The following is a 24,164-nucleotide window of genomic DNA, read 5'->3' as shown; positions in this document are numbered from 1 at the left end:
TGCATGCTATTTCTATTTGGGGTTTGCCTCTGGCACAATGTCGGCTTGTTTTTAATCGCTGACATCTTAGGCGATTATACTTCCAAGGAATAATAATGATTAAAAATAGGTTAACTTGGTTCCCTGCGCGCTCGCTTAAGGTGCGCGCCGTTCCCCTACTGATAGCGAGCCAAATGGCCATGATTTCGACAGCTATGATTTCAACAACCACCCCAGCTTTGGCAATGGAAGGTGGCAAACAGCCACTGACGATTGAGCGAATGAATGCCTCGCCTGCCTTAGCGGGCACCAGTCCCCGTGGTTTGAAATTGTCCCCCGATGGCCAGCGTGTTACCTATCTTGCTGGCCGTAAAGATTATCAAAGTTTTTATGATCTCTGGCAGATGGATGTCAAAACCGGTGAGTCGAGCCTGCTATTAAATGCCGATAAACTCGCGACCAATGAATTATCCGATGAAGAAAAAGCCCGCCGCGAGCGCCAACGTATTTATGGCGAAGGCATTATGGAGTACTTCTGGGCCGATGATAGCCAAGCGTTATTAATTCCGGCTTCTGGCAATCTGTATTACTTTTCCCTCGTCGACAATAGCGTGACTCAATTGCCGATTGGCGAAGGGTTTGCTACAGATGCACGCTTATCGCCCAAGGGGCATTTTGTGTCTTTCGTGCGGGATCAAAATTTGTATGTGTTAGATCTGGCGACGAAGAAACTCCAAGCTATGACGACCGATGGCGGCGGGGCAATTAAAAATGCCATGGCTGAGTTTGTCGCTCAAGAAGAAATGGATCGCATGACTGGCTATTGGTGGGCGCCCGATGAATCGGCTATCGCCTTCACCCGTATCGACGAATCCGCGGTCGAGCAAGTGACGCGCAATGAGATCTATGCCGATGGCATTAAACTCACCGAGCAGCGTTACCCAGCCGCAGGTAAAAACAACGTCGACATTGCATTAGGTGTGGTCACGCTAAAAGATAAGGCCATCAATTGGGTGAGCCTGCGTGAAGAGAATAGCGAAGACAAGAGCAAAGACATTTATCTGCCGCGTGTCGATTGGTTGCCCGATAGCAAACACTTGTCGTTCCAGTGGCAGAGCCGCGATCAACATCAGCTCGATTTGCAGTTAGTGGCGTTAGATGCGCTGACTAAGCCAAAAACCTTAGTGAAAGAACGCAGTGATGCTTGGGTAAACCTCAATAACGATCTGCACTTCTTAAAACAGCAGTCTGCCTTTATTTGGGCGTCTGAGCGTGACGGCTTTAATCATCTGTATCTTTTTGACTTAAAAGGCAAACTCAAAACGCAATTGACTAAGGGCGAGTGGGCTGTCGATGAGTTGGAATACATAGATGAAACTGCAGGCTGGGTGTATTTCACCGGCCGCAAAGACACGCCAATCGAGAAACAGCTTTATCGCGTACCGTTAGCGGGTGGCAAGGTTGAGCGCGTGAGCAAGCAAGCGGGGATGCACAATCCTGTTTTCGCCGATAATCAGAGTGTATATCTGGATTATTTCAATAGCTTATCTCAGCCACCGCAAATCAGTTTACACGGTGACAAGGGCCAGCAACTGGCTTGGGTCGAGCAAAATGCGGTTAAGCAAGGTCATCCTTTATATGACTATGCTGGATTGTGGCAAATTCCTGAATTTGGTGAACTGAAAGCCGAAGATGGCCAAGTGCTGCAAACCCGTTTATTCAAACCCGTTCCCTTCGATGCAAGCAAGAAATACCCTGTCGTAGTGCGGGTTTATGGTGGGCCGCACGCCCAGTTAGTGACTAATAGTTGGAGCGAGCAGGACTACTTTACCCAGTATCTTGTGCAACAAGGCTATGTGGTATTCCAATTAGATAACCGCGGCAGTGCGCACAGAGGCACTCAGTTCGAGCAGGTGATTTACCGTCATTTGGGCGAAGCTGAAGTGAATGATCAAAAAGTGGGGGTGGATTATTTACGGAGTCTGCCCTTTGTCGATGCCGATAATGTGGCGATTTACGGCCACAGTTACGGTGGTTATATGGCCTTGATGAGTTTATTTAAGGCGCCGGATTATTTTAAAGCCGCGATTTCGGGCGCACCTGTGACCGACTGGCGCTTGTATGATACCCATTATACTGAGCGTTACTTAGGTCACCCCGAAGGTAATGAAAAGGGTTATGAAGCCAGCAGCGTGTTTCCTTACGTGAAAAACTATCAAGCGGGTCTGTTGATGTATCACGGCATGGCTGACGATAACGTCTTGTTTGAAAACAGCACTCGGGTTTATAAAGCGCTGCAGGATGAAGGCAAATTATTCCAGATGATCGATTATCCGGGATCTAAACATTCGATGCGTGGCGAGAAAGTGCGTAATCACTTATATCGCTCATTAGCGGATTTCCTCGATAGACAGCTGAAAAGCGCTAAGTAGCGCGAGATAGAGAGCTGGTCTGCTTGCGTATGCTGCTATGCCTTACGTATACGTTGTAGGCTTGCTCCTTGTTTAGCTCTTATATCACTCGCTCTCATTAGCGCTGATAGGTTGAGCTTGTTTTATAATTATGCTGCTGTTTTATAAATATTTTTTTCTATTTTGGACATCGGCTTTGCCATCAACCTGACTCTTAACTCTGTAAGCGTCGCCTATTAATCTGATTCGCTAAATTTTAGACATAAAAAAACCAGATCCTAGGATCTGGTTTTTTTGTGAATTGATGCTTATCGAATCAATCCTGTTGCTAATGCGAGTGTCGCTTAGCGGGCAATTAGCCTTCTAAGTTACCGCAAAAGCGATAGCCTTCACCGTGAATAGTCGCGATGATTTCTGGCGTATCTGGCAAGCTTTCGAAATGCTTGCGGATACGACGGATAGTCACGTCTACAGTACGATCGTGTGGCTTAAGTTCACGGCCAGTCATTTTCATCAGTAGATCGGCACGAGTCAAAATTTTGCCTGGGTTTTCAACAAAGTGCAGCATAGCGCGGAATTCGCTACGTGGCAGTTTGTAGGATTCACCCTGTGGGCTCACTAATGAACGGCTGTTGATCTCTAAGCTCCAATCGTTGAAGCGATAGTATTCTACTGAGCTCTTTTCTTCGACTTCGGCACCAGCGCTGTTGACGCGAGTCAGAAGATTACGAGCACGAATCGTCAATTCACGTGGGTTGAACGGCTTGGTAATATAATCGTCCGCGCCAATTTCAAGTCCAAGGATTTTGTCGACTTCGTTGTCACGACCTGTCAGGAAGATCAGACCGATGTTGTTGATTTCACGTAGTTCACGTGCCAACAACAGGCCATTCTTGCCTGGCAAGTTAATGTCCATAACGACCAAGTTAATTTTGTTTTCCTGCATAGCCTTATGCATTTCTGCGCCATCATTGGCCTCAGTTACCACATACCCTTCTGCCTCGAAAATACTTCTCAGCGTGTTACGGGTAACGGCTTCATCTTCAACGATCAGAATGTGCGGATTTTGCATATTATTTACCTAAATTTTAATCAGTTTATACTAACCAATAAGAGCAACTTACTTCGGGCTCTTATATTCATAAAAGCGTTGATACTTCCTTGAACTGCTTTGTGCTCAAAAGGAAAATCTTTACGGTGACATCTATATCTGGATGTAGATTAAGTGCACGTTTAAGTGTAATACGAGAAAACGTAATCAGTACCAACTTCGATAAGCAATAGTTAGAATAAGTTCCTTAACTATTGTTTTTTTTAAATGTTTAAAAGACAAATCAAATGTAGAACACATTTTAAACAGATGCCCGGTCAGTTCACGTTACTTAAAGCGATATATGTAACAAACTGTATTGAACGATAAGCATCTTGCTCAATCTGTTTCAACTCACCAGTACGTACATTGTACTCGTTTTAGTCATTTGTTAACAAATGAAATGTTAACAAATTTTAGGTGAGTCGGGGTTTTTACCATGATATTTACTTTAGCTATTGATTAGTATAACTAATGTATTTGCCATTCCTGTGAGCCAGTTCACGCCTCTTTGGATTTTACAATCACTCTGCTACACTAGCCTGGGTTCATTTTTCGATTAGACTACCAATGGACAATAAGACTCAAGATTTGTGGCAATGTTACCAAGCGCCGTTATTTTTGCTGACTCAAGCATTATCCTGTGATTTTTCCTTTGCTGTTATTACCGCTCATAATCCCGCTTCAAAGCTGCTTTCTCCCAGTCAAAACCGTTTACTCGATCGCCAACTTCTCCGTGAAATTGAATTACTCGGCAGTCCCTATCGTGCTTTAGTGGGCGCGGCGCCGGATTTATCCCACATGGAAAAAAGCTGGGCCGTGTTTATCGATAGAACGATGGCGCTGCAATTGGGGAAGAAATTTAATCAATACGCGATTTATGTGGTCGAACAAGGGGATGTGAGCTTAGTGCCATGCACTTTGGCCGGACATGATGAAGTGTGTTTAGGCAAATTTAGTGATTATGTGCAGCTGGTATACGAGTTACCCGATTTAAGTACTTAGTTGTTTTCAAAAGATTTTATTTAAATTATTCATTTGTTATGAAATTAGCATTGACTTCATTAGGGGTTTATTGCTACTTTTTTCGTCCCTTTCCCTAGGAAAGGAACAGAAGAGGAGCGTTAACTAGGTAGTCGGTCAGAGGAGCACAAACTCCTGCGATGACTGATGAGGGAGATTAACGCCGAGGCATAGATATGGTTGCTGCATGTTTATGTCGGTCGCTCAGGCTGAATCCTGACGATTGTCACCTGTAATTGGTGGAGAGCTTCTGGTGACGATTGCTGTTTCCCTTCTTTTGGGGTGCGTTATCATTGAGCACCAGGCTCTTCGAACGAAGTTAGTTCGGAGTGTGATTATGTTAGTTAATCAGTATTTTATTCAATCTGCGTTTATTTCTTGCCCTACGTGTTTCACGGAGGTGCGCTAATGTCCCTTGTAGTCGCAAAATTTGGTGGCACCTCAGTCGCCGACTATAACGCTATGAATCGCTGTGCCGACATAGTGTTAGCTAATCCTCATTGCCGTTTAGTCGTGGTCAGCGCATCGAGTGGCGTGACCAATCTGTTAGTGGAATTGACGCAAGAATCCATCAACGACGATGGTCGATTACAGCGATTAAAACAAATTGCCCAAATTCAATATGCGATTTTAGATAAGCTCGGTCGTCCTAACGATGTGGCCGCCGCATTAGATAAATTATTGAGTCGCATGTCAGTATTGAGTGACGCGCTCGCATCACAACGCAGCAAAGCGACCATGGATGAGTTGTTGTCCCTCGGTGAGCAATGTTCTTCGGCGTTGTTTTCAGCAGTCATCCGCGAGAAAGGTGTTAACTCTAGCGCCTTCGATGTACGCCGAGTATTACGTACCGACAGCCACTTTGGCCGCGCGGAACCCCAAGTTGAGCAGATTGCGACTTTAGCTCGTGATTATCTACAGCCACTGTTAGCGGAACAAGTGATTGTGACGCAAGGCTTTATCGGTGCCGATGAAGCAGGTCAAACGACCACATTAGGCCGCGGTGGTAGTGATTATTCTGCTGCGCTGTTAGCCGAAGCGTTACGCGCCTCAGCGGTCGAGATTTGGACCGATGTAGCAGGGATTTATACAACCGATCCTCGCCTTGCGCCCAATGCTTTTCCGATTGCCGAGATCAGCTTTAATGAAGCCGCCGAGATGGCGACCTTTGGTGCCAAGGTATTGCATCCTGCGACCATTCTTCCTGCTGTTCGTCAACAAATTCAAGTGTTTGTTGGTTCAAGTAAAGAGCCTGAAAAGGGCGGGACTTGGATCCGTCATCAAGTGGAAGATGCGCCCGTATTCCGCGCTGTGGCTTTGCGCCGCGATCAAACGCTGTTAAATCTTCACAGCTTGCAAATGTTGCATGCGCAGGGCTTTTTAGCGGAAACCTTTGCGACTTTGGCGCGACATAAGATCAGTGTGGATCTAATTACTACCTCAGAAGTGAATGTGTCTCTAACCCTCGATAAAACTGGCTCTGATTCAAGTGGTCAAGGTCTGTTGAGTGAGGCATTGTTGCAAGAATTATCACAGCATTGCCGGGTGCGCGTCGAAGATGGATTAGCCTTAGTGGCGATTATCGGTAACCGTATTGCGACCACGCCGGGTATTTGTCGCCGTGTGTTTGAAGTGCTTGAGCCACACAATGTGCGGATGATTTGCCAAGGCGCCAGCCCACATAACCTGTGTGTGTTAGTGACAGAATCGGAAGCGGCACAAGTGGTGAAATCGCTGCATCAAAATCTGTTCGAAGGCGCTTAATATGCTGCCGATAACATCGTCTCTGCAAATTGGGGAGCTTGCCGCAGGGCAAGCGCTTACCTTGCCTATTTACCATTTTAAGCCGAGCGACGATAAGGCGACTGGCCCCAAAGTGTATATTCAGGCCAATGTCCACGGCGCTGAAGTGCAAGGTAATGCGGTGATTTATCAGTTGATGAAGCAGCTTGAACTCTGTGACATCCGCGGTGAAATCACCTTAGTGCCGCTTGCCAATCCCCTTGGGATCAACCAAAAAAGTGGTGAGTTTACCCTCGGCCGATTTGACCCTATTACGGGGGCGAACTGGAATCGTGAGTATTTGAATCATGCTATCGATTTGCCAACTTGGTATAGCGAACATGCCAAGCTCAGTGATAGCGAGCTGATCCAAGCTTATCGCAGTACTTTGGTTGAAGCCTGTCAGCAAAAATTACGGCATGAATGGGGCATTACAACCGGGCATAGGCTTGCGGTTAATCTGCAAATTATGGCCCACGGCGCGGATATAGTGCTCGATCTGCATACGGGTCCTAAATCCTGTAAGCACTTGTATTGTCCTGAATATGACTTAGCTGCCGCGCAGTTTTTGTCGATCCCTTATACGCTTGTTATCCCCAACACCTTTGGTGGTGCTATGGATGAGGCAGCGTTTTGTCCTTGGTGGCAATTAAGTGATTTTGCAAAAGCGCAGGGGCGAGATTTAGCCGTTGCTGTGTCAGCGTTAACCTTGGAGTTGGCGAGCCAAGAGCGCGTCTGCCTTGAGGATGCGTTGGTTGATGCACAAGGGATTTTGGCGTATTTAAGCCACCGCGGCGTGATCGCTGAAACCGTTGCGCCCGCTAAAATGCAGCGCTTTGGTTGTTACCTTAAGGACTATAAAAAGTATCACGCGCCAAGTTCAGGGTTAGTGGAATACCTCGCGCCTTTAGGTGAACCATTGGCTGCGGGACAGCCCTTAGTGAATTTACTGCGAATGGATTTATACGGTACAGCGGATGAGCTAAAGACGGTCAGTTTGCCGCAGGACTGCGTGCCGATTTTGCACTTTGCTTCGGCATCTGTGCACCAAGGGACAGAGCTTTATAAAGTCATGACTCATGTGTTTGAGTTGCCGACGACATAATCGCCCGCTTAGAGCATAAGCATTAGCTCATAACATTCAGCTTATAAGAATGAACGAAAACAACGCAAATCCTAATCGATTGGCGTTGTTGTTTTTAAGGTGGCTATAACCACTTAAATCGATAAAACAGTGCCATCTGTAGGGCGACGAGTGAGATTAATATGCCGCAGAAGGTGGCGAAGGCCCAAGTGTTGTCGGCGCCCGGTATGCCGCCAATATTGACCCCGAGTAAGCCGGTTAAAAAGCCTAATGGTAAGAAAATTGCCGACACTAAAGATAAGAAATATAAGCGTTTATTGAGCTGTTCCGATTGTTGGCTGAGTAATTCTTCCTGAGTCACATTTGCCCTGTCGCGCAGGGCATCGAGATCTTCAATGGTGCGGATAAGCTTATCGTTTGTTTCCCTGAGTTTAAGTCGTTCAGAATCGTTAAACAGACTAACTTGCTCGGAAATCATTTTTGAAAAGGCTTCACGCTGGGGCGCTAAATAGCGGCGAATGGCGACAGTTTGGCGGCGCAGTTCGGCGATATCGGTGCGTAAATCTTTAACATTGCCTGAGACGACGAGCTCTTCTAAATCAGAGAGTTGTTCTTCTAACTTATCGATGAACTCGACTTTACGGTTAGTGAGTCGCTCGCAGACAGCGACGATAAAGTCGCCCGTAGTTGCAGGCCCATTGCCCTCAAGGATCTGCTCGGCGACATCTTTGACCGACTGTAACTCGCGATCGCAGGTGGATATGATCCGCTGTTTATCGGCATAAATACGCACGGCCACCATGTCTTCGGGAGCTGAATTGGGGTTGAGGTTGACGCCGCGTAACGCGAGCAATATGCCTTCGCCGGCGATAACGGCGCGGGGGCGAGTATCTTGGGCGAGTAGGGCATCACTCTCGACCTTCGGCAGGCCGCTATTGAGTATCCAGTGGCGCGCCTTTTTATTGCGATAGCGAAGGTGCAACCAGAGTAGACCATCCTGCGGATCCCATTTTTCGATCTGTTCCAAGCTTAAGGTGGAACCCGCTTGGGCGCCGCTTAGCACTAAACTGTAGATAAATCCTTCGTGCATATCGCATTCCATATAACTTTCAAAATCATACAAACAAGCTAACTGATTTTGCCGTGAAAATGAAGTGAGTACTCGTGCTTAACGGCATGGCAACGCGCTTTATACTGCGTTAAAGGCTTTCGACAGAGCACCACTATGCCTTCAAGCCTTCGCCTTGGCTAAAGCGCGTTGAACTCCGGCTGAATGAACAGATATTTTGTACGATTGGTATTAAATCGGCTGTGCTGCGGGAGGCGAGCAACTTCGGCAAGGATAGGTTAAAATTAGCATTAGTAGGCTTAGAGCAAAGAGACAATAAAATGGAATACGAATTTCGGCGTAACAGTTTAACCGGCACTTTTCTGGCCCGCTTTAGCATGGATCATGAAGTGCTGGGGCAATGGTTTACAGAAGAATTAGGGCCTGAGTTAGCCAAAATTCAGCAAGTGTTAGACATGATTAAAGAAATTCAAACCGATAAACGAGGTGCATGGCGTCTCGTTGGTAATGATTTCACCTTAGAGTTAGAGCGTGAGCAGGCGCGGGTGTTTGCGAATACGTTAGGTTTCGAGCAAGAGTATGAATTAGAAGAGGCGATGTCACTCTATGATGCTGAGTCAGAAGCTTATTGTGGCTTAGAGGACTTTGAGCAGGCGTTACTGAGTTGGCAGACATTTATCGAGAAAGGTCTATAATCGTCCATTCAAATCCTGTTCGATAAAACATAAAGGCAATCATTGGATTGCCTTTATTGTTTGCGCTATACCTCGCTAAACTCAGGGATTAGTGATTAAGGTAGCGCACCGCCATTTCGGTTCTCGACTTGGCATTGGCTTTACGCAGTAGGTTTTTCACATGCACTTTGACTGTGCCTTCACTAATGTGTAAATGCTCTGAAATCATCCGATTACTTAAGCCTTCCGCCAGTTGCTCTAGAATTTGCAGCTCCCTAGGCGTCAGGCTCGAAATCCATTCTTGCTCGTCGGTCGCATCTTTTAGCTCGTAGAGGTATTCCTCCACTTCATCGCTGATAACTCTGTGGCCAAGCATGGCATTTTTGAGTTTTTCGAGCAGTAAATCGGGCTCAGTATCTTTGAGTAAATAGCCGTCGGCTCCTGCGCGTAATAAACGGATCACATCCTGTTTGGCATCGGAAACTGTGAGTATCACTATGCGCGAGGTGACGCCCTCTTGGCGCATGGCATTGAGGGTATCTAGGCCTGTCATGCCTTTCATATTCAGATCGAGCAAGATGATGTCGGGCTCATCGGTGGCAACGGCGGTTAATGCATCTAAACCACCACCGGCTTCGCCAAAAAGGCTGAAGTCAGGATCTGAGGCAATGAGCTGGCAGATGCCTTTGCGTAAGAGGGGATGGTCGTCGACCACAAGTACGGAATAAGGTTTACCCATTTGAAGGCTCCTGTTGAGAGGGGAAAATAAGCGTCACTCGAGTGCCACTTGAACCTTTGCTGTGCTGCGCAAAGTTGAATGAATGGTTAGGCTTGAGTGTATCGTCTTGTTCGTTGCATCCTTGCTCAATCGTGGTTGCCGTAGCAGGTTTAAATCTGCTTATCTCGTTGTCGCTAAATATGACTTTACCTGAAAGTTTGCTGGCTCGCTCATGCATAATCCCTATGCCAAAGTGTTGATCTCGTTCTTTTAAATGTCCAATACCTATGCCGTTATCGCAAACATTGATATTGACCATGCCCTCGTCATCTTTATAACAATGGATATTGATGAGGCTGGCCTCAGCATGTTTGATGGCGTTTAAGGTCGCTTCCCGAGTTATCTGCAGTATGTGAATATGCTGCTTTGCCTCTAGCCATTGTGGTGCAAGTTTATAGTCTAAGGTGATCTTGATACTTGTCTTGGTTCTGAGCTGCTCAAGCATAGCCTCTAAGGCACTTTTTAGATCGGGTTCTTTAATCGTGAGTCTAAAGGTCGACAGCAATTCCCTGAGCTGCACATAGGCAGTGCTAACGCCTTCGTTGATTTCGGTTAATTGAGCCTCAATTGTTGGGTTGCGGCAGCTGTGATCTAAGTTTTTGCGTAATAAGCTAATTTGGATTTTAAGGAAGGACAGCACTTGACCTAAGGAGTCGTGTAATTCCCGTGCGATTACGCCGCGTTCCTCCATCAGCGCCAGTTGTTGCCTTTGCTCAGTGGCGTTGTGGATCACGATTGAGCGAGTCAGCATAATCGCGAAATTTTTAAATAGCGCGATATTCGGTGTTTGATCGGCAATCAACTCTAAGTAGCCCAGATTTGCTTGCTCAAATTGTAGCGGGAAACGGGTGCTGTTTTGAGTAACCTCTGGCCAGCCGCCATCGGCCTCAATCACTTCAAGCTCTTGCTCTGGATACTGGATAATGAGTCTTAGGTAGTCGAGTGACTCATAACCTTTTAACTGATTCAGTGCCGCTTTGAGCGCTTTGTAATCGAGCTTATTAGCGTTTAAGGTCAGTAGGTTATCGTATAGAAATGCCAGCTCATTGTTAGCCCGAGTGAGTGCTAAGGTTTTCTCTGCCACCTGCGACTCTAAATCGCCATAAAGCATGGCGAGTTCCTTGGCGGTTTTTTGCAGGGCATGGGTGAGCGCTGTGAGTTCGATATATTCGGTTTCGGGCATTTCGATTTCAAAATTGCCCTTAGAAATAGTATTCGCCGACTCCATTAGTTTTTGCAGCGGGATCACCACTTTCTTTTTAGTAAAACGCACCGCCACAAAGGCGATAATCAGCATGACGCTCAAGCCTAATATTTGGCTGGCAGCGAGGAGCCTGAGTTTAAAGGCGGCGTGGTGTTCCATCTCCAGTACCAGTAAATCTATGGTATCGACAAAGTCCTTTAGTGACGCTACATAATCGCGGGAGTTTTCCTGCTCTATGTAGTACTTCATCACCAGCCATTTATCGATCACGAGCTGATATTGATCGGCAATCTTCCGTGGGCTAAACCAACTGTCCGAAGGCTTTAAGGTATCAGAATAGAGGGTATTTTCGAATTCGGTGATTTTGTCCTGCGCGGCATCACTGCCAGAGTTGGCGTAAAACATCAGCCGGTAGCTTTGCATCCGCAAAGAACCCGAGGCGTTAATTGCCTTAGCATCGCCTAAGCTGTAGGACAAATTGATGATAGCAAAGGTCGATAAACTGCTAGATAGCAGAATGAGTACTAGCATCAATCCTAGAATTTTTGAGGTTAGACTGCCTCGTTTCATTAATCCGCTATTCATTTTAATGGCCGCTGTTATGGCACTTTGCAGTGGTTTTTTACATTAGAAAATAATGTAATACATTAACAAAAGCATAAAAATGTGAACAACAACACCTTTACATTTTGATCTAGCGCAAACTTCAACCCAGATACCCCCTAAGAGGTATATTTTTGGCAGGGTTTAGTCACTAACTTTGATCATGGAGATGTCGTGTTTTACAACAATAATGCAACGCGGAGATGAGATGATGAAGAAGATGACAGGTAAGTCCTTTGCACTGAGTGCACTGGTTGCCGCCAGCTTCATGGCGGCGGGCGCAATGGCGAGTGATAAAACAGAGCCTCGTAACGAAGTTTTTAAAGACAAATTTGCTAATCAATACGCCAGTTGGCATGACACAGATAAAAGCACTGAGAATACCGATGTGTTGGCCTCGGACCCAAGCTTAGTCGTACTGTGGGCAGGTTATGGTTTTGCTAAAGATTACAACGCACCACGTGGTCACATGTACGCTATTACGGATGTGCGTAACACTCTGCGTACTGGCGCACCCACCAACGCGGAAGATGGCCCAATGCCGATGGCTTGTTGGAGTTGTAAGAGCCCTGATGTGCCGCGTTTGATTGAAGAACAAGGCGAAGATGGTTACTTCAAAGGCAAATGGGCAAAAGGCGGCCCAGAAGTGGTGAACACCATAGGCTGCGGTGACTGCCATGAAAAAGGCACGCCAAAACTGCGCATCTCTCGCCCCTTTGCTGAACGTGGTATGGAAGCATTAGGCACACCCTTTGCCAAAGCGTCAAAAAAAGACAAGCAATCAATGGTCTGTGGTCAGTGCCACGTTGAATACTACTTCGATAAAAAAGAAGGCAGAAAAGGTTTCGTTAAATTCCCTTGGGATATGGGCACAACCGTTGAGCAAATGGAAACCTATTACGACGGTATTGAGTTCTCAGATTGGACGCATGCGCTGTCTAAAACCCCTATGTTAAAAGCGCAGCATCCTGGCTATGAAACTTGGAAACTCGGTGTTCATGGTAAGAATGATGTGAGCTGTGTTGATTGCCACATGCCAAAAGTAACCAACGACAAGGGCCGTAAGTACACAGATCATAAAGTGGGTAACCCATTTGATCGTTTTGAAGAAACCTGCGCGACGTGCCACAGCCAAAGTAAAGAGTTCTTAGTCGGCTTGACCAACGAACGTAAAGCTAAAGTGAAAGAGCTAAAAGGCCGCGCCGAAGCGCAACTGGTGAAAGCGCACTTTGAAGCCGCTGCCGCTTGGAAAGCCGGTGCAACTGAAGCGGAAATGAAGCCCATTCTAACCGATATCCGCCATTCACAATGGCGTTGGGACTATGCGATTGCTTCACATGGCGCTGCTGCGCATGCCCCTGAAGAAGTCTTACGTATCCTAGGGACAGCGGTAGATAAAGCGGCAGATGCGCGGGTTAAATTAGCGCAATTGTTAGCGAAAAAAGGCATCACAGATCCTATCGCGATCCCAGATATTTCTACTAAAGCCAAGGCACAAGCCGCTTTAGGTATGGACATGGAAAAAATGAATGCAGAGAAAGAAGCATTTAAGAAAGACATGTTACCTAAGTGGGATGAAGAAGCGAAAAAACGCGAAGCCACTTATAAATAGTGTTTAACAAATTGTTTTTAACCTGAGCTAACCCCTCATGTAAGCAAAAGCCCTCGCTGACTCAGCGAGGGCTTTTTTATGGGAGTGAATGTCAACGTCATGCCTGAACCAAGGGCTGTTTACTTCATTAGAGCCAAGGAGTGAATTGCTATTTTATCAGTTTTAATAATGCCCTAAAGCGCTCGCCTTGGGCTTGATGTTGTAATTCAAATAATAGCGATTCCACGTTAGTTAATAAGGCGCCTCTGGTCGTCATCATCTGAATACCCAGTTGTTTATTATCGGCACTGCGTGACGAGACGCCATCTGCCACGAGATGCACCGAATATTGCTGTTCTATAAGGTCACAACAGGTTTGATAAACACACACATGGGTTTCAATGCCCGCCAGTATGACGTGTTTACAATTTGTCTTAGTGAGTGCCTGCGCAAACTCTTCACAGTGCCAGCCGCTAAAATGTTGCTTTGCAATAGGGGAGCCGGTTTTCTCTAGCAAGGTTTGAAGCTCAGGACTGGTTGCTCCGAGTTTATCGGGTAGCTGTTCTAACCACAGTATGGGTATTTCAAATAATTGTGCACCTTGGATTAAGGTCTGTAGTTGTTGGTGCAGCTTGTCACTGTTATCCATGATTTGTGCAAGTTTTCCCTGCACATCAACGATAACGAGAACACATTCTTCGGGTTTTAACATCGGGCCTTCCTTCTGCGCTTGATGATTGTCTTAGTGATGATCTTCGCTTTTGTCTAAGAACTTGTGCTGTGATGCTCAGATTTCATCTCGATTTACGCTTCCCCCAGTAGACCCCAATTTAACCTTGTTACCAATAGGCCTAAGGTCGAATAGCTGTTGCACTTAAACTGCTCACTAAAAGAGTGCGTTGCACTTGTTTGTGCTCGATTATGGTGCATTTTTAACCTTTAAAAATAACCTTTTTTAGTTAAAGTTTAAAATAATCAGTAAGTTAAATTGTTGGCCTAATGATTGAATTACCTTTGATACAAGTTAATAACAATCGCGTTTTTTTGGAGGTCAGGATGAAACTAGTCAGCGCTATCATCAAGCCATTTAAGTTGGATGATGTCCGTGAAGCTATCGCCGGAATAGGTATTGAAGGCATGACGGTGACCGAAGTTAAAGGTTTTGGCCGTCAAAAAGGGCACACAGAGTTGTATCGTGGCGCCGAGTATCAGGTGGATTTTTTGCCAAAAGTAAAACTAGAAATTGCCACTAAGGCTGAAAATCTCGACATGTTGATTGAGGCCATTACCACTGCGGCCCATACGGGGAAAATTGGCGACGGTAAGATCTTCGTCGTCGACTTAGAACAAGCTATCCGTATCCGTACGGGTGAACTCGATACAGAAGCGCTATAAGGGGCTGACAATGGAAGAATTAACAAAATTAGGCGGCACAGTCACTGAACTACGCTTTGCACTCGACACCTTTTACTTTTTGATTTCTGGTGCGTTAGTTATGTGGATGGCGGCAGGATTCGCCATGTTAGAAGCGGGTTTAGTTCGCTCTAAAAACACCACTGAAATTTTAACTAAGAACGTTGTGTTGTACGCGATTGCCTGTGTGATGTATCTGCTGGTTGGCTACAACATCATGTATGTGGATAACACTGAAGGGGGTTGGTTGCCATCGATTGGTACCTTAATCGGTTCTCAATCATCAGATGCGAGCCATGCATTAGAATCTGACTTCTTCTTCCAAGTGGTGTTTGTGGCAACGGCGATGTCAATTGTCTCTGGCGCTGTGGCGGAACGGATGAAGTTATGGGCTTTCCTGTTCTTCTCTGTGGTGATGACAGCGGTTATCTATCCAGTAGAAGGGTATTGGACTTGGGGCCAAGGTTTTATCTCTAAACTGGGCTTTGTGGACTTTGCCGGTAGCGGTATTGTGCACATGACAGGTGCGACGGCGGCGATTGCGGGTGTGTTATTGCTCGGTGCGCGTAAGGGTAAATATGGCCCTAACGGTCAAGTGAATCCTATCCCTGGCTCTAACTTGCCGATGGCAACCTTAGGTATGTTTATTCTGTGGATGGGCTGGTTTGGCTTTAACGGTGGCTCGCAATTAATGGTGTCGGATGCGGCGAATGCGAGCTCAGTGGCAAAAGTGTTTGTTAATACCAATACTGCGGCGGCGTTCGGTGCTATCTCTGCGCTGATCGTGTGTAAGATGATTTGGGGTAAAGCGGATTTAACCATGATACTCAACGGTATTTTGGCGGGTTTAGTGGCTATTACGGCAGATCCTCTTTCACCTTCACTGTTAATGGCGGGTGTGATTGGCTTAGTTGCGGGCGGCGTGGTGGTGTTCTCGATTGTGGGCTTAGATCGCATTAAGATTGACGATCCAGTGGGCGCGATTTCAGTACACGGCGTGGCAGGCTTCCTTGGTCTAATGTGTGTGCCATTATCCAACGCTGATGCGACTATTACTGGGCAGTTGACCGGTGCAGCCTTCATCTTTACTTGGGTATTCTGTTCATCCTTTGTGGTCTGGTATGTGATTAAGAAAACCATGGGGATCCGTGTGACAGAGGAAGAAGAATACAATGGTATGGATGCGTCTGATTGCGGTATCGATGCCTACCCAGAGTTTGTTACGGTTAAAAATGCTGGCTAAGTAAACTGGCGAATTAATTGTGATTCAACTTGATGCCTAGCGTGGATCGAGGGATAGTAAAGCAGAGCTTAGGCTCTGCTTTTTTTATGGGTCATCGCAATGGTTGAAGCTCAAGTAGTTTAATGGGAAGGCATAAGTCGGTTGCCGAGCATTACTGCTTCCTTGCAGCATTATTTACCTGCACCATTTACTGCACGAATAAAGGAGTGAACTATGAGCTTAAATGCCACAGCAGTCGGTCAATTTACGCGACTCAGTCTTATCGTCATTTCTGGCTTGATATCAGTATCTGCCTTAGCAGGGGAAGTCATCGTTAATCGCTCGAGTGAGCCAGTTGATGCCTTTGCTGTGCGCGATCAAGTGCTCAAGGATTTTGAGTGGCAGGAGTCGCTGCGTCGTCAGCAGCAGATCCAAATTCTGCAGGCTTTACCTTTAGGTTGTATTACTGTGATGAAACCCTATCGCTATTTCACCTGTGGAGAACATAACTATCGGCCATACCATTACCAGCAGCGCGAGCTATACATAGAGGTTGATCGACCTTCGCAGTAACTAACTTGCTAAATCACTTGCCATTATTTTTGAACGATAGCGATTGTCATTTTTTGTAACCATTTTATGTCGTCTTTTTCGCCATTTGTAATAAGCTCAAATAGGAGCTAATGGTGTGGGAGGACATATGTCGAAACTATTCCGAGCCGTATACCTGAGTGCCATCATGGGCGCTGCACTCAGTCAGTTGTTTGCCTGTAGCTCGACGACCATCGAGCCTGATCCGTCTGATCTTGAGTCGCTACTTGCCGATTCACTGTTTTCCCCTGTCGCCGATATTCCTTCAGTTGCGGATATTTTTTATTTGCCGCCAGAGGTGGTGACAGACGTAAAGCGTAGCTATGACAAATACACTTTTTCCCACAATAACACCATGTTAGCCAACGAATGGTTAGCCAGTTATATCAATGCCAGTCAAACCAATAGCGCTAAAATTGATTTTCGCTATCAAGATAACCTGACCCAAATTGCCCGTGAAACCTATGCCCAAAGGGCGGGGAATTGTATGTCCTTAGTGGTAATGACTTCTGCGCTGGCGGACATATTGAATGTGGGCGCTGAGTATCAAGATATTGCCATTGAACCCGTATGGGACAAGCAAGGGGATTTCTATTTAATCAATGGTCATGTGAACTTACGCTTACTTCCGCCCGAGAATTTACATTCAGTCTATGTGTCATCTTCGGCAATCTTAGTGGACTTTATGCCTGAGCGCGCCCTACGAGGATATGGTAAGACCCGAGTGAATAAGCAGACCTTAATCAGCATGTTTTACAACAATATGGCGGCAGAATCTTTGGTGAATGGCGATTTAGACAGAGCCTATGCCCTTATAAAAGCGGGCTTAAACGTCGGCCAGTTTGTGCCCTCACTCAATACGCTCGCCATCATTTACCGGCATAAAGGGGATGAGAAACGGGCCGAACAGGTGTATCGCTATGCCCTTAAGTTTGAAGCGAAAAATTTAACCACGCTTTATAACTTAGCTTTGATTTTAGGGGATCAGGGGCGGCTTGATGAGTGGGCCGAAATCAATAAAGTACTTGAATTAGCAAGAATACATAATCCCTATTACTACTATGATATGGCGCAGCAAGCCTTTGATGAGCATCAATACGATGAGGCTTTGGCTTGGTATCAAAGGGCGTTGGCTAAGGCCGATTATCGGCATGAATTCTTCTTCGGTTTATCAAAAACCTATTGGGCGCTGGGGGATGAAAAGCGTGCCAAACTGAATATGGAAAAAGCGCTGGCTTTGAGTCGCGATGATTCAGAGCGTCACCGTTATCAGAACAAGTTACAAGTCATGCTGCACCATTAGTATTGGCTAGCTCTCTAGCATCCAGTTCTCTTGCATAGAGAGCTGGCATCAATTGCACTCATTCAAGCGTTTAGTCGTTAACACCTTAGCTGACAGGCATGGATAGCTCACTCGCACTTGCCGCAAGCATTCCTCGCTTACTTTTTATCCGCTATATTCGATTTTGTTCATCAAGGCTGTGAGTTAGCTGGCATATTTGAATTTTGATTTTTTTAAAATATATTAAAACAATAAGTTATATTTGATTTTTTGAAATGGAGACAACTTGGTTGCATTGGCGCTTGAGACTCGATAAATTGAACTCAGTATTGCAGTTGAGATCCCTTATCGCAGCGATAGAAATAGCCTAAAACACCAGAGTTGGAGCAGCAAAATTATGTATTACCAAAATGATGACGTTCGCATTAAAGAAGTAAAAGAGTTACTTCCTCCTATCGCGATTCTAGAACGATTTCCTGCTTCTGAAAAAGCCTCTGCGACTGTGTTTAATGCGCGAAATAGTATCCACAATATTCTGGCTAAAACTGATGATCGCCTGTTAGTGGTGATTGGGCCTTGTTCTATCCACGATCCCAAAGCGGCGTTGGAATATGGTCAACGTCTGGTTGCGTTGCGTGAGCGTTATAAGGATCAACTCGAAATCGTGATGCGAGTGTATTTTGAAAAGCCAAGAACCACAGTGGGTTGGAAGGGGCTTATCAACGATCCTTACATGGATAACAGCTTTAAACTCAACGATGGTTTACGCACTGCGCGTAAGTTATTGGTGGATTTGAACGACAGCGGCATGCCAACCGCGGGTGAGTTTCTTGATATGATCACCCCACAATATATGGCAGATTTAATGTGCTGGGGAGCCATCGGCGCCCGTACTACTGAATCACAAGTGCACAGAGAATTAGCCTCAGGTCTTTCTTGTCCAGTCGGCTTTAAAAATGGAACTGATGGCACCATCAAAGTTGCCATCGATGCGATAGGTGCTGCCAATGCACCGCACCATTTTTTATCTGTGACTAAATTAGGTCATTCGGCGATCGTTTCGACGAAAGGGAATCCTGATTGCCACATTATTTTACGTGGCGGCCGCGAGCCGAATTACAGTGCGCCGCATGTCGCTGAAATTAGCCAGCAGTTATTAAAAGCTAAACTTGCCGACAACATCATGATCGACTTTAGCCACGCCAATAGCAGTAAAGAGTACCAACGACAGTTAGTGGTTGCCGAAGATGTGGCTGGCCAAGTGGCGACGGGCAATACTGCTATTTTTGGTGTTATGGTAGAAAGCCATTTAGTGGAAGGTCGTCAGGATTTAATTGAAGGTCAAGAGTTGTGTTATGGCCAGAGTATTACCGATGCGTGTATCGGTTGGGATGATACCGAGCACCTGTTGGCCATTCTGAATCAGAGTATTATCGAACGCCGTCAGGTTTAATTGTCTGCTCGTGCGAACATAAAACGCAACTATACCTGAGTTAGTCGTTAACGATTGCGGGTAAAGTAAAAACAAAGGCGCTATCCCGGCGCCTTTGTTTTATCTATTTATTGCTTATTTCAACAATGTATTCATTTGCTTTGGCTAAGCTACCAAAGGCGGCAATAAGGTTGTCTCTACCTTTATCTTGTATCTCTGGATTGCCTGATTCGATCATCATCCACACCCAAGTTTGGATCAGTGGTAATGGCGGGTATTGAACTTTAGCGGAATCCAACATAAAGCTTCCTTTGATCTTATTTAATTTGTTTGTCTTAATGTTCTCGCTAGAGATTGGGCGTATGAATCGCAAAATCTAGCGCGTAGAGGTTAACAAATTCTATCGATTTGTATAACCGCCTCCATGGCATTTTGGGCAAAACTGCAAAAATAATCAACAGCAGTAAGGTTGAGCTAAGCCTTCCCCCATAGCCAACTTGTCTTCTGTTATAAGGCGCAGAGGTCAAGTCAAACGCAAGCTATGGGTATTTATACCAGCACAGAAATCAGTATAAATTCATTTCTTGTGAATATGCCAGTGTAATGCGTAAGTATGGCATTTTAGCTTTTAATAGGATCAGAATAGCAACGGATTGTGTCGTGAATAAGTCTATTTGTCTGTCAGGAAAATCTGATTGATTTTATTCAAGCTTTGTTCGTTTCGTTTAGCTTATGTCTGGTTTGTACTGTTACAATTGATATAACTCATTCAAGGTTATCTCCTATGCGCCCAACGTTATATTTTGAAGGTCCAGTCGATAAATTAAACTGGCACGTCATGAAGCTGCTTTGGCCTTACTTATTGGAATACAAAGGCCGTATTGCGCTGGCGATGTCATGCCTCATCATCGCTAAGCTGACCAGCGTGGCTTTGCCTTTTATTTTGAAGCATTTGGTCGACACCTTAGATGCCGATAAAACCGCGCAAGCCCTCAGTGTGCCCGTGGGATTAGTGTTGGCCTATGGTGCGATTCGTTTACTGACGGCGATTACGGGGGAGATCCGCGATACCTTGTTTGGTCGGGTGACTGAGCGGGCGATCCGCCGTTTAGGCTTAGCGGTATTCGAGCATTTACACCGACTTGATCTCGATTTTCATCTAGAGCGCAAAACCGGCGGCCTATCCCGTGATATTGAGCGCGGCACCAGTGGCGTGAGTTTCCTCATGCGGTTTATGGTGTTCAACATAGTGCCGACCTTGCTCGAAATTGTCATGGTGATTGGCATTTTCTTCTATAACTACGGGATTGCGTTTGCGGCAATCACCTTTATTGCTGTGTTGGCCTACATTATTTTCTCTGTGGTCGCGACCGAATGGCGCACTGAGTATGTACGTGATGCCGCCAAGGCTGATTCTTTATCAAATACACGGGCGATTGATAGTTTGCTGAACTATGAAACTGTTAAGTATTTCAATAATGAGAAGTATGAGTCGCAGCGCTACGATCAAGCGCTAGAACAGTGGGAAGTCGCTAAACGTAAAAACCGCTTATCTTTGTTTGCGCTTAATGGCGGACAAGCTGTGATTATCGCTCTGGCGATGACAGCAATGATGGCGCTGGCGGCTTACCGAGTCACCTATGGCGATATGACCTTAGGTGATTTTGTGTTGATTAATGCGTTTATGATGCAGCTCTTTTTACCCCTTAACTTTTTAGGTTTCGTGTATCGTGAAATTCGCGGCGCCTTAGCCAATATTGAGCGCATGTTTAGCCTGCTCGATAAGCATCCCATGATAGTCGACTCACCCCAAGCGCTCGATTTTCAGCCTACTAAGGGCGAGCTGGTATTTGAAAACGTGAATTTCAGTTATGACGAGCGGCAAATTCTGCGGGACGTGAGTTTTAAGGTCGCTGCCGGTAAAAAGGTTGCTGTAGTGGGCGATAGCGGAGCTGGTAAATCGACACTGATTAAATTGTTGTTTCGATTTTACGATGTGGACCAAGGCGCGATTAAAATCGATGGACAAGATATCCGTCATCTCACACAAGATGCGTTGCGACGGGCCATCGCTATCGTGCCGCAGGATACAGTGCTGTTTAACGATTCATTAGTTGAGAACATACGTTATGGTCGCCCAGGCTCGACGGATGAAGAGGTGCGCAACGCAATTAAACTGGCGCACTTAGAGCAATTTATTGCATCGCTTGCCCTTGGTTGGGATACAAAGGTGGGTGAGCGCGGCTTAAAACTCTCTGGCGGAGAAAAACAGCGGGTCGCAATAGCGAGGGCCATTTTGAAGGGCTCACCCGTGCTGGTGTTTGATGAGGCGACATCCTCGCTCGATAGCCGCTCCGAGCAAGCGATTTTGTCGGCACTGCGGGAAGTCGCTAAAGGGCATACCAGCCTTGTGGTGGCTCACCGATTGTCCACTATTGTTGATGCTGACCAAATCGTCGTCTTGAGCCAAGGTGAAATTGTTGAGCAAGGTAATCATCAGACTTTGCTATTGGCAAATGGTCTATATGCCAAATTATGGCGGATACAAAATGAGCAACAACATACTCCTCTGAGCAGTTAATAGCGCAATACAGTTCAGTCTTTATTCAGCTTTGGCTCTCTATACTCAAATGCCAACACATCAATCGGAAGAGATCTGGCATGGAAAATATTGCACTGAGAGTTAACATTGAAGGCAAAGAAGAAAAAGTCGCCACTGATTGGGATGCCATCATGGCGACATTGAAAAAACGTGGTGTTGATTATGATTCGCTGCAACGTATTCATGCTGAATTGAATGCGGGCCTACTGGTGACGACTCGGTGCCTTACTTTGGCTAAGGTCAATCCAGAGATGGTACTTGCGGGCGTGATCCGCGATATGAACGTGCCGACAAGTGACTATATGATGAGCATGCGCTAAAAATCATAGACCATGCGCTAGAAAATGCGTTAGAAAGCACGCGTTAGATAAGAATGTGGGAGGATAGAGGTGAACTTCTATTCTCGATGCTCAAGGAAGAGTTATTTGCTCTAGAGCTACTCTAGATGAATGCGACTCTCGATAAATATTACCGAATTAAGCTACGCCGTTTAGCTTGCCAGCTTTCCAACCTTCGCATAAAAGATTCAATTTAGGCGCTGACTCATCGATCAAGGTGAGTCGGATGATCTGTCCTTCACGAAAACACACAAGCTCGCCTTCGATCTCAGTTAGGCGATTACAGCTCTTACAGCTCGTGCTTACAGTTTTACTGGGGGGCAGTTGGCTTACGAAGCTAGATTTCAAAGTGTTTCCTTAAGTTCTATTGTGGGTAAGGTATTTGAATAACGCCTCACCTCACGAATCTTACCTCTTTTGTGATGCGCATTCAAATATACCTGATGTAAAACCCATATAGACAAAAGTTGTACTGGCTAATAACCGCAAGGGTTCGCGGCTATTTATCCATGTGCGAATAGAATTTGTCGAGTGAGATGGATAAGCCGCTATCGAGCACAATTCGTACATGTGAAGGCTTGAGCTGTCTTGGCTCTGTCACACCGCAAGAGTGCGCGATCAGCCCTAAGTCATGGTGTAAATTATGATTATAGCTAGCGACCCGAGTCGACTTATCCCTAGGATTTAGCCCTTGTTGTAGTTTTGGATTGTGCGTCGTGATACCCGTTGGACAGGTATCTTTATTGCACTGCAAGGCTTGAATACAGCCGAGGGCGAACATGTTGCCACGGGCCGATGCGATAAAGTCGGCACCTAATGCCAAAGCCCAAGCGACTCTGGATGGGACGATCAGTTTGCCCGAGGCGATGACTTTTATACGTTTACGCAAGCCTCGTTGGATCAAGATATTGACCAGGATAGGTAAACTTTCTTTCAATGGTAATCCGACATAATCCATTAATGGTTGCGGCGCTGCGCCTGTGCCACCATCGGCGCTGTCTAAGGTGAAAAAGTCGGGGGCGGAGTCTTCGCCGCGGCGTTCAATTTCATCACATAAATCTTCCAGCCACTGCACATCGCCGAGTACGGCTTTTATGCCGGTAGGTTTACCTGTGACTTCACGAACTCGCTCGACCATATCTAAAATATCATTCACTGACTTAAATTCGATGTGGCCATTGGGGCTGATTGAGTCGTGCCCCTCTGGAATACCGCGAATATGGGCAATCTCAGCGGTCACTTTAATACCGGGTAAAATGCCACCTTTGCCTGGTTTTGCGCCTTGGCTCATTTTGATTTCGAACATTTTGACTTCAGGATGAATCGCTATCGCTTTCAGTTTTTCATCGTCTAAATGTCCTTGTTCATTTCGCACACCGTATTTTGCTGTTCCAATTTGAAAGACGAGATCGCAGCCACCTTTGAGATGATAAGGGCTTAAGCCGCCTTCACCCGTATTAAGCCAGCAACCCGCTTGCGCTGCGCCATGGGAAAGGGCGGTGATGGCTGGGCGCGATAGGGCGCCAAAACTCATGGCTGAAATATGGCAAATGGCTTGAGTCGTATAAGGTTGACGACAGTGAGTGCCAATCGTCAGCGGATGAATAGGAGTGATATCTTCATCTTGGGTTGGGAAGGCGGTATTCATAAACATGATAGTACCAGCAGTATCCAAAGGGCGAGTCGAACCAAAGGCTATGGTTCTATCGACATTTTTGGCGGCGCGGTACACCCAGCTGCGTTCTGCACGGTTGAAGGGCAATTCTTCCCTGTCTTGGGCGAAAAAGTATTGCCTGAAAAACTCACCTTGTTTTTCAAACAGATATCGAAAGCGACCAATCACGGGATAGTTATGTCTTACCGCTTGTTTGGTCTGCATTTTATCTGCGATATACATGTAAATAACTGCGAGTACTGCGAGTCCTATAACGATCAAAAACAGTCCTGAAAACAGATCGAGTCCCCACATAAACCAATTGAGTTCACTCATGTTATT

Annotated in this window: 21 protein-coding genes and 1 riboswitch; of the genes, 13 read left to right on the top strand and 8 right to left on the bottom strand. The window is 46.0% G+C overall.

Features of this window, described 5'->3' with window-relative positions:
- The first annotated feature begins 95 nt into the window (after positions 1-95).
- Entirely contained in the window at positions 96-2,411 is a 2,316-nt protein-coding gene (locus tag BM607_RS17300; RefSeq protein ID WP_071939949.1) for a S9 family peptidase, read from the top strand.
- A 334-nt stretch (positions 2,412-2,745) separates the two neighbouring features.
- On the opposite strand, the gene arcA is transcribed toward BM607_RS17300, so the two are convergent.
- The gene (arcA, locus tag BM607_RS17295; protein WP_006080127.1) at positions 2,746-3,462 is read right to left on the bottom strand and encodes a two-component system response regulator ArcA; all 717 of its coding nucleotides are present in this window, start codon (positions 3,460-3,462) and stop codon (positions 2,746-2,748) included.
- Between the two features lie 588 nt (positions 3,463-4,050).
- Here arcA and BM607_RS17290 point away from each other — a divergent pair.
- From BM607_RS17290 to BM607_RS17280, 3 genes are all read left to right on the top strand, one after another.
- Positions 4,051-4,485 (top strand): DUF3293 domain-containing protein, encoded by a 435-nt coding sequence (locus BM607_RS17290; protein WP_071939948.1) that lies wholly within the window; start codon positions 4,051-4,053, stop codon positions 4,483-4,485.
- A gap of 101 nt (positions 4,486-4,586) precedes the next feature.
- A riboswitch (Lysine riboswitch) is annotated at positions 4,587-4,761 on the top strand.
- A gap of 150 nt (positions 4,762-4,911) precedes the next feature.
- Complete coding sequence (lysC, locus tag BM607_RS17285) at positions 4,912-6,267, top strand: lysine-sensitive aspartokinase 3 (RefSeq protein ID WP_011845893.1); 1,356 nt, start codon at positions 4,912-4,914, stop codon at positions 6,265-6,267.
- Position 6,268: 1 nt separating this feature from the next.
- On the top strand, positions 6,269-7,390 hold the full coding sequence (locus BM607_RS17280; RefSeq protein ID WP_071939947.1) for a succinylglutamate desuccinylase/aspartoacylase family protein: 1,122 nt from the start codon (positions 6,269-6,271) through the stop codon (positions 7,388-7,390).
- Positions 7,391-7,493: 103 nt separating this feature from the next.
- Here BM607_RS17280 and BM607_RS17275 read toward each other — a convergent pair whose 3' ends face one another.
- Positions 7,494-8,459, bottom strand: a complete 966-nt coding sequence (locus tag BM607_RS17275) for a zinc transporter ZntB (protein ID WP_071939946.1) — start codon at positions 8,457-8,459, stop codon at positions 7,494-7,496.
- A 299-nt stretch (positions 8,460-8,758) separates the two neighbouring features.
- On the opposite strand from BM607_RS17275, the gene BM607_RS17270 reads away from it, so the two are divergent.
- Positions 8,759-9,133 carry a YacL family protein gene (locus tag BM607_RS17270; RefSeq protein ID WP_071939945.1) on the top strand — a complete coding sequence of 125 codons (375 nt, stop codon included), beginning with the start codon at positions 8,759-8,761 and terminating at the stop codon, positions 9,131-9,133.
- Positions 9,134-9,221: 88 nt separating this feature from the next.
- Here BM607_RS17270 and BM607_RS17265 read toward each other — a convergent pair whose 3' ends face one another.
- Together BM607_RS17265 and narQ are read right to left on the bottom strand one after the other, a co-directional pair.
- The gene (locus BM607_RS17265; protein ID WP_012588584.1) at positions 9,222-9,851 is read right to left on the bottom strand and encodes a response regulator; all 630 of its coding nucleotides are present in this window, start codon (positions 9,849-9,851) and stop codon (positions 9,222-9,224) included.
- Positions 9,844-11,679, bottom strand: a complete 1,836-nt coding sequence (gene narQ, locus BM607_RS17260) for a nitrate/nitrite two-component system sensor histidine kinase NarQ (protein WP_071939944.1) — start codon at positions 11,677-11,679, stop codon at positions 9,844-9,846. The genes BM607_RS17265 and narQ overlap by 8 nt, the downstream gene beginning before the upstream one ends.
- A 226-nt stretch (positions 11,680-11,905) precedes the next feature.
- Between narQ and nrfA the strand changes: the two genes are divergently transcribed.
- Complete coding sequence (gene nrfA / locus BM607_RS17255; protein ID WP_071940048.1) at positions 11,906-13,309, top strand: ammonia-forming nitrite reductase cytochrome c552 subunit; 1,404 nt, start codon at positions 11,906-11,908, stop codon at positions 13,307-13,309.
- Positions 13,310-13,457: 148 nt separating this feature from the next.
- On the opposite strand, the gene BM607_RS17250 is transcribed toward nrfA, so the two are convergent.
- Positions 13,458-14,000 carry a hydrolase gene (locus tag BM607_RS17250; RefSeq protein WP_071939943.1) on the bottom strand — a complete coding sequence of 181 codons (543 nt, stop codon included), beginning with the start codon at positions 13,998-14,000 and terminating at the stop codon, positions 13,458-13,460.
- Positions 14,001-14,344: 344 nt separating this feature from the next.
- Here BM607_RS17250 and BM607_RS17245 point away from each other — a divergent pair, with 344 nt between their 5' ends.
- The 5 genes from BM607_RS17245 (at position 14,345) to aroG (ending at position 19,249) form a co-directional block, all read left to right on the top strand.
- Positions 14,345-14,683 carry a P-II family nitrogen regulator gene (locus BM607_RS17245; protein WP_006080143.1) on the top strand — a complete coding sequence of 113 codons (339 nt, stop codon included), beginning with the start codon at positions 14,345-14,347 and terminating at the stop codon, positions 14,681-14,683.
- Positions 14,684-14,693: 10 nt separating this feature from the next.
- A complete protein-coding gene (locus BM607_RS17240; RefSeq protein ID WP_006080145.1) occupies positions 14,694-15,944 on the top strand; it encodes an ammonium transporter in 1,251 nt (416 codons plus the stop codon).
- Positions 15,945-16,157: 213 nt separating this feature from the next.
- A complete protein-coding gene (locus tag BM607_RS17235; protein WP_063881742.1) occupies positions 16,158-16,496 on the top strand; it encodes a hypothetical protein in 339 nt (112 codons plus the stop codon).
- A gap of 127 nt (positions 16,497-16,623) precedes the next feature.
- Entirely contained in the window at positions 16,624-17,817 is a 1,194-nt protein-coding gene (locus BM607_RS17230) for a hypothetical protein (RefSeq protein ID WP_071939942.1), read from the top strand.
- A gap of 376 nt (positions 17,818-18,193) precedes the next feature.
- Complete coding sequence (gene aroG, locus BM607_RS17225; RefSeq protein WP_071939941.1) at positions 18,194-19,249, top strand: 3-deoxy-7-phosphoheptulonate synthase AroG; 1,056 nt, start codon at positions 18,194-18,196, stop codon at positions 19,247-19,249.
- A gap of 103 nt (positions 19,250-19,352) precedes the next feature.
- Here aroG and BM607_RS17220 read toward each other — a convergent pair whose 3' ends face one another.
- On the bottom strand, positions 19,353-19,529 hold the full coding sequence (locus BM607_RS17220; RefSeq protein WP_006080150.1) for a hypothetical protein: 177 nt from the start codon (positions 19,527-19,529) through the stop codon (positions 19,353-19,355).
- Positions 19,530-20,012: 483 nt separating this feature from the next.
- Between BM607_RS17220 and BM607_RS17215 the strand changes: the two genes are divergently transcribed.
- Together BM607_RS17215 and BM607_RS17210 are read left to right on the top strand one after the other, a co-directional pair.
- Positions 20,013-21,809 (top strand): ABC transporter ATP-binding protein/permease, encoded by a 1,797-nt coding sequence (locus BM607_RS17215; protein ID WP_012090219.1) that lies wholly within the window; start codon positions 20,013-20,015, stop codon positions 21,807-21,809.
- An 80-nt stretch (positions 21,810-21,889) separates the two neighbouring features.
- Complete coding sequence (locus tag BM607_RS17210) at positions 21,890-22,150, top strand: hypothetical protein (RefSeq protein WP_006080152.1); 261 nt, start codon at positions 21,890-21,892, stop codon at positions 22,148-22,150.
- Between the two features lie 156 nt (positions 22,151-22,306).
- Here BM607_RS17210 and BM607_RS22200 read toward each other — a convergent pair whose 3' ends face one another.
- Positions 22,307-22,516 carry a hypothetical protein gene (locus BM607_RS22200; RefSeq protein WP_006080153.1) on the bottom strand — a complete coding sequence of 70 codons (210 nt, stop codon included), beginning with the start codon at positions 22,514-22,516 and terminating at the stop codon, positions 22,307-22,309.
- A gap of 151 nt (positions 22,517-22,667) precedes the next feature.
- Complete coding sequence (locus BM607_RS17200; RefSeq protein WP_006084153.1) at positions 22,668-24,158, bottom strand: FMN-binding glutamate synthase family protein; 1,491 nt, start codon at positions 24,156-24,158, stop codon at positions 22,668-22,670.
- Positions 24,159-24,164 lie beyond the last annotated feature (6 nt).

The organism is Shewanella sp. SACH (assembly GCF_001887095.2).
In the GTDB taxonomy this organism is placed as follows: Bacteria; Pseudomonadota; Gammaproteobacteria; order Enterobacterales; family Shewanellaceae; genus Shewanella; species Shewanella baltica.
Note: the sequence above shows the minus strand (reverse complement) of the source record. Positions and strands in the feature narration are given on the sequence as shown.

Excerpts from the sequence above, each read along its gene's own strand:
- BM607_RS17300 (WP_071939949.1), top strand. The coding sequence starts at position 96 with ATGATTAAAAATAGGTTAACTTGGTTCCCTGCGCGCTCGCTTAAGGTG.
- arcA (WP_006080127.1), bottom strand. The coding sequence starts at position 3,462 with ATGCAAAATCCGCACATTCTGATCGTTGAAGATGAAGCCGTTACCCGT.
- BM607_RS17290 (WP_071939948.1), top strand. The coding sequence starts at position 4,051 with ATGGACAATAAGACTCAAGATTTGTGGCAATGTTACCAAGCGCCGTTA.
- lysC (WP_011845893.1), top strand. The coding sequence starts at position 4,912 with ATGTCCCTTGTAGTCGCAAAATTTGGTGGCACCTCAGTCGCCGACTAT.
- BM607_RS17280 (WP_071939947.1), top strand. The coding sequence starts at position 6,269 with ATGCTGCCGATAACATCGTCTCTGCAAATTGGGGAGCTTGCCGCAGGG.
- BM607_RS17275 (WP_071939946.1), bottom strand. The coding sequence starts at position 8,459 with ATGCACGAAGGATTTATCTACAGTTTAGTGCTAAGCGGCGCCCAAGCG.
- BM607_RS17270 (WP_071939945.1), top strand. The coding sequence starts at position 8,759 with ATGGAATACGAATTTCGGCGTAACAGTTTAACCGGCACTTTTCTGGCC.
- BM607_RS17265 (WP_012588584.1), bottom strand. The coding sequence starts at position 9,851 with ATGGGTAAACCTTATTCCGTACTTGTGGTCGACGACCATCCCCTCTTA.
- narQ (WP_071939944.1), bottom strand. The coding sequence starts at position 11,679 with ATGAATAGCGGATTAATGAAACGAGGCAGTCTAACCTCAAAAATTCTA.
- nrfA (WP_071940048.1), top strand. The coding sequence starts at position 11,906 with ATGATGAAGAAGATGACAGGTAAGTCCTTTGCACTGAGTGCACTGGTT.
- BM607_RS17250 (WP_071939943.1), bottom strand. The coding sequence starts at position 14,000 with ATGTTAAAACCCGAAGAATGTGTTCTCGTTATCGTTGATGTGCAGGGA.
- BM607_RS17245 (WP_006080143.1), top strand. The coding sequence starts at position 14,345 with ATGAAACTAGTCAGCGCTATCATCAAGCCATTTAAGTTGGATGATGTC.
- BM607_RS17240 (WP_006080145.1), top strand. The coding sequence starts at position 14,694 with ATGGAAGAATTAACAAAATTAGGCGGCACAGTCACTGAACTACGCTTT.
- BM607_RS17235 (WP_063881742.1), top strand. The coding sequence starts at position 16,158 with ATGAGCTTAAATGCCACAGCAGTCGGTCAATTTACGCGACTCAGTCTT.
- BM607_RS17230 (WP_071939942.1), top strand. The coding sequence starts at position 16,624 with ATGTCGAAACTATTCCGAGCCGTATACCTGAGTGCCATCATGGGCGCT.
- aroG (WP_071939941.1), top strand. The coding sequence starts at position 18,194 with ATGTATTACCAAAATGATGACGTTCGCATTAAAGAAGTAAAAGAGTTA.
- BM607_RS17220 (WP_006080150.1), bottom strand. The coding sequence starts at position 19,529 with ATGTTGGATTCCGCTAAAGTTCAATACCCGCCATTACCACTGATCCAA.
- BM607_RS17215 (WP_012090219.1), top strand. The coding sequence starts at position 20,013 with ATGCGCCCAACGTTATATTTTGAAGGTCCAGTCGATAAATTAAACTGG.
- BM607_RS17210 (WP_006080152.1), top strand. The coding sequence starts at position 21,890 with ATGGAAAATATTGCACTGAGAGTTAACATTGAAGGCAAAGAAGAAAAA.
- BM607_RS17200 (WP_006084153.1), bottom strand. The coding sequence starts at position 24,158 with ATGAGTGAACTCAATTGGTTTATGTGGGGACTCGATCTGTTTTCAGGA.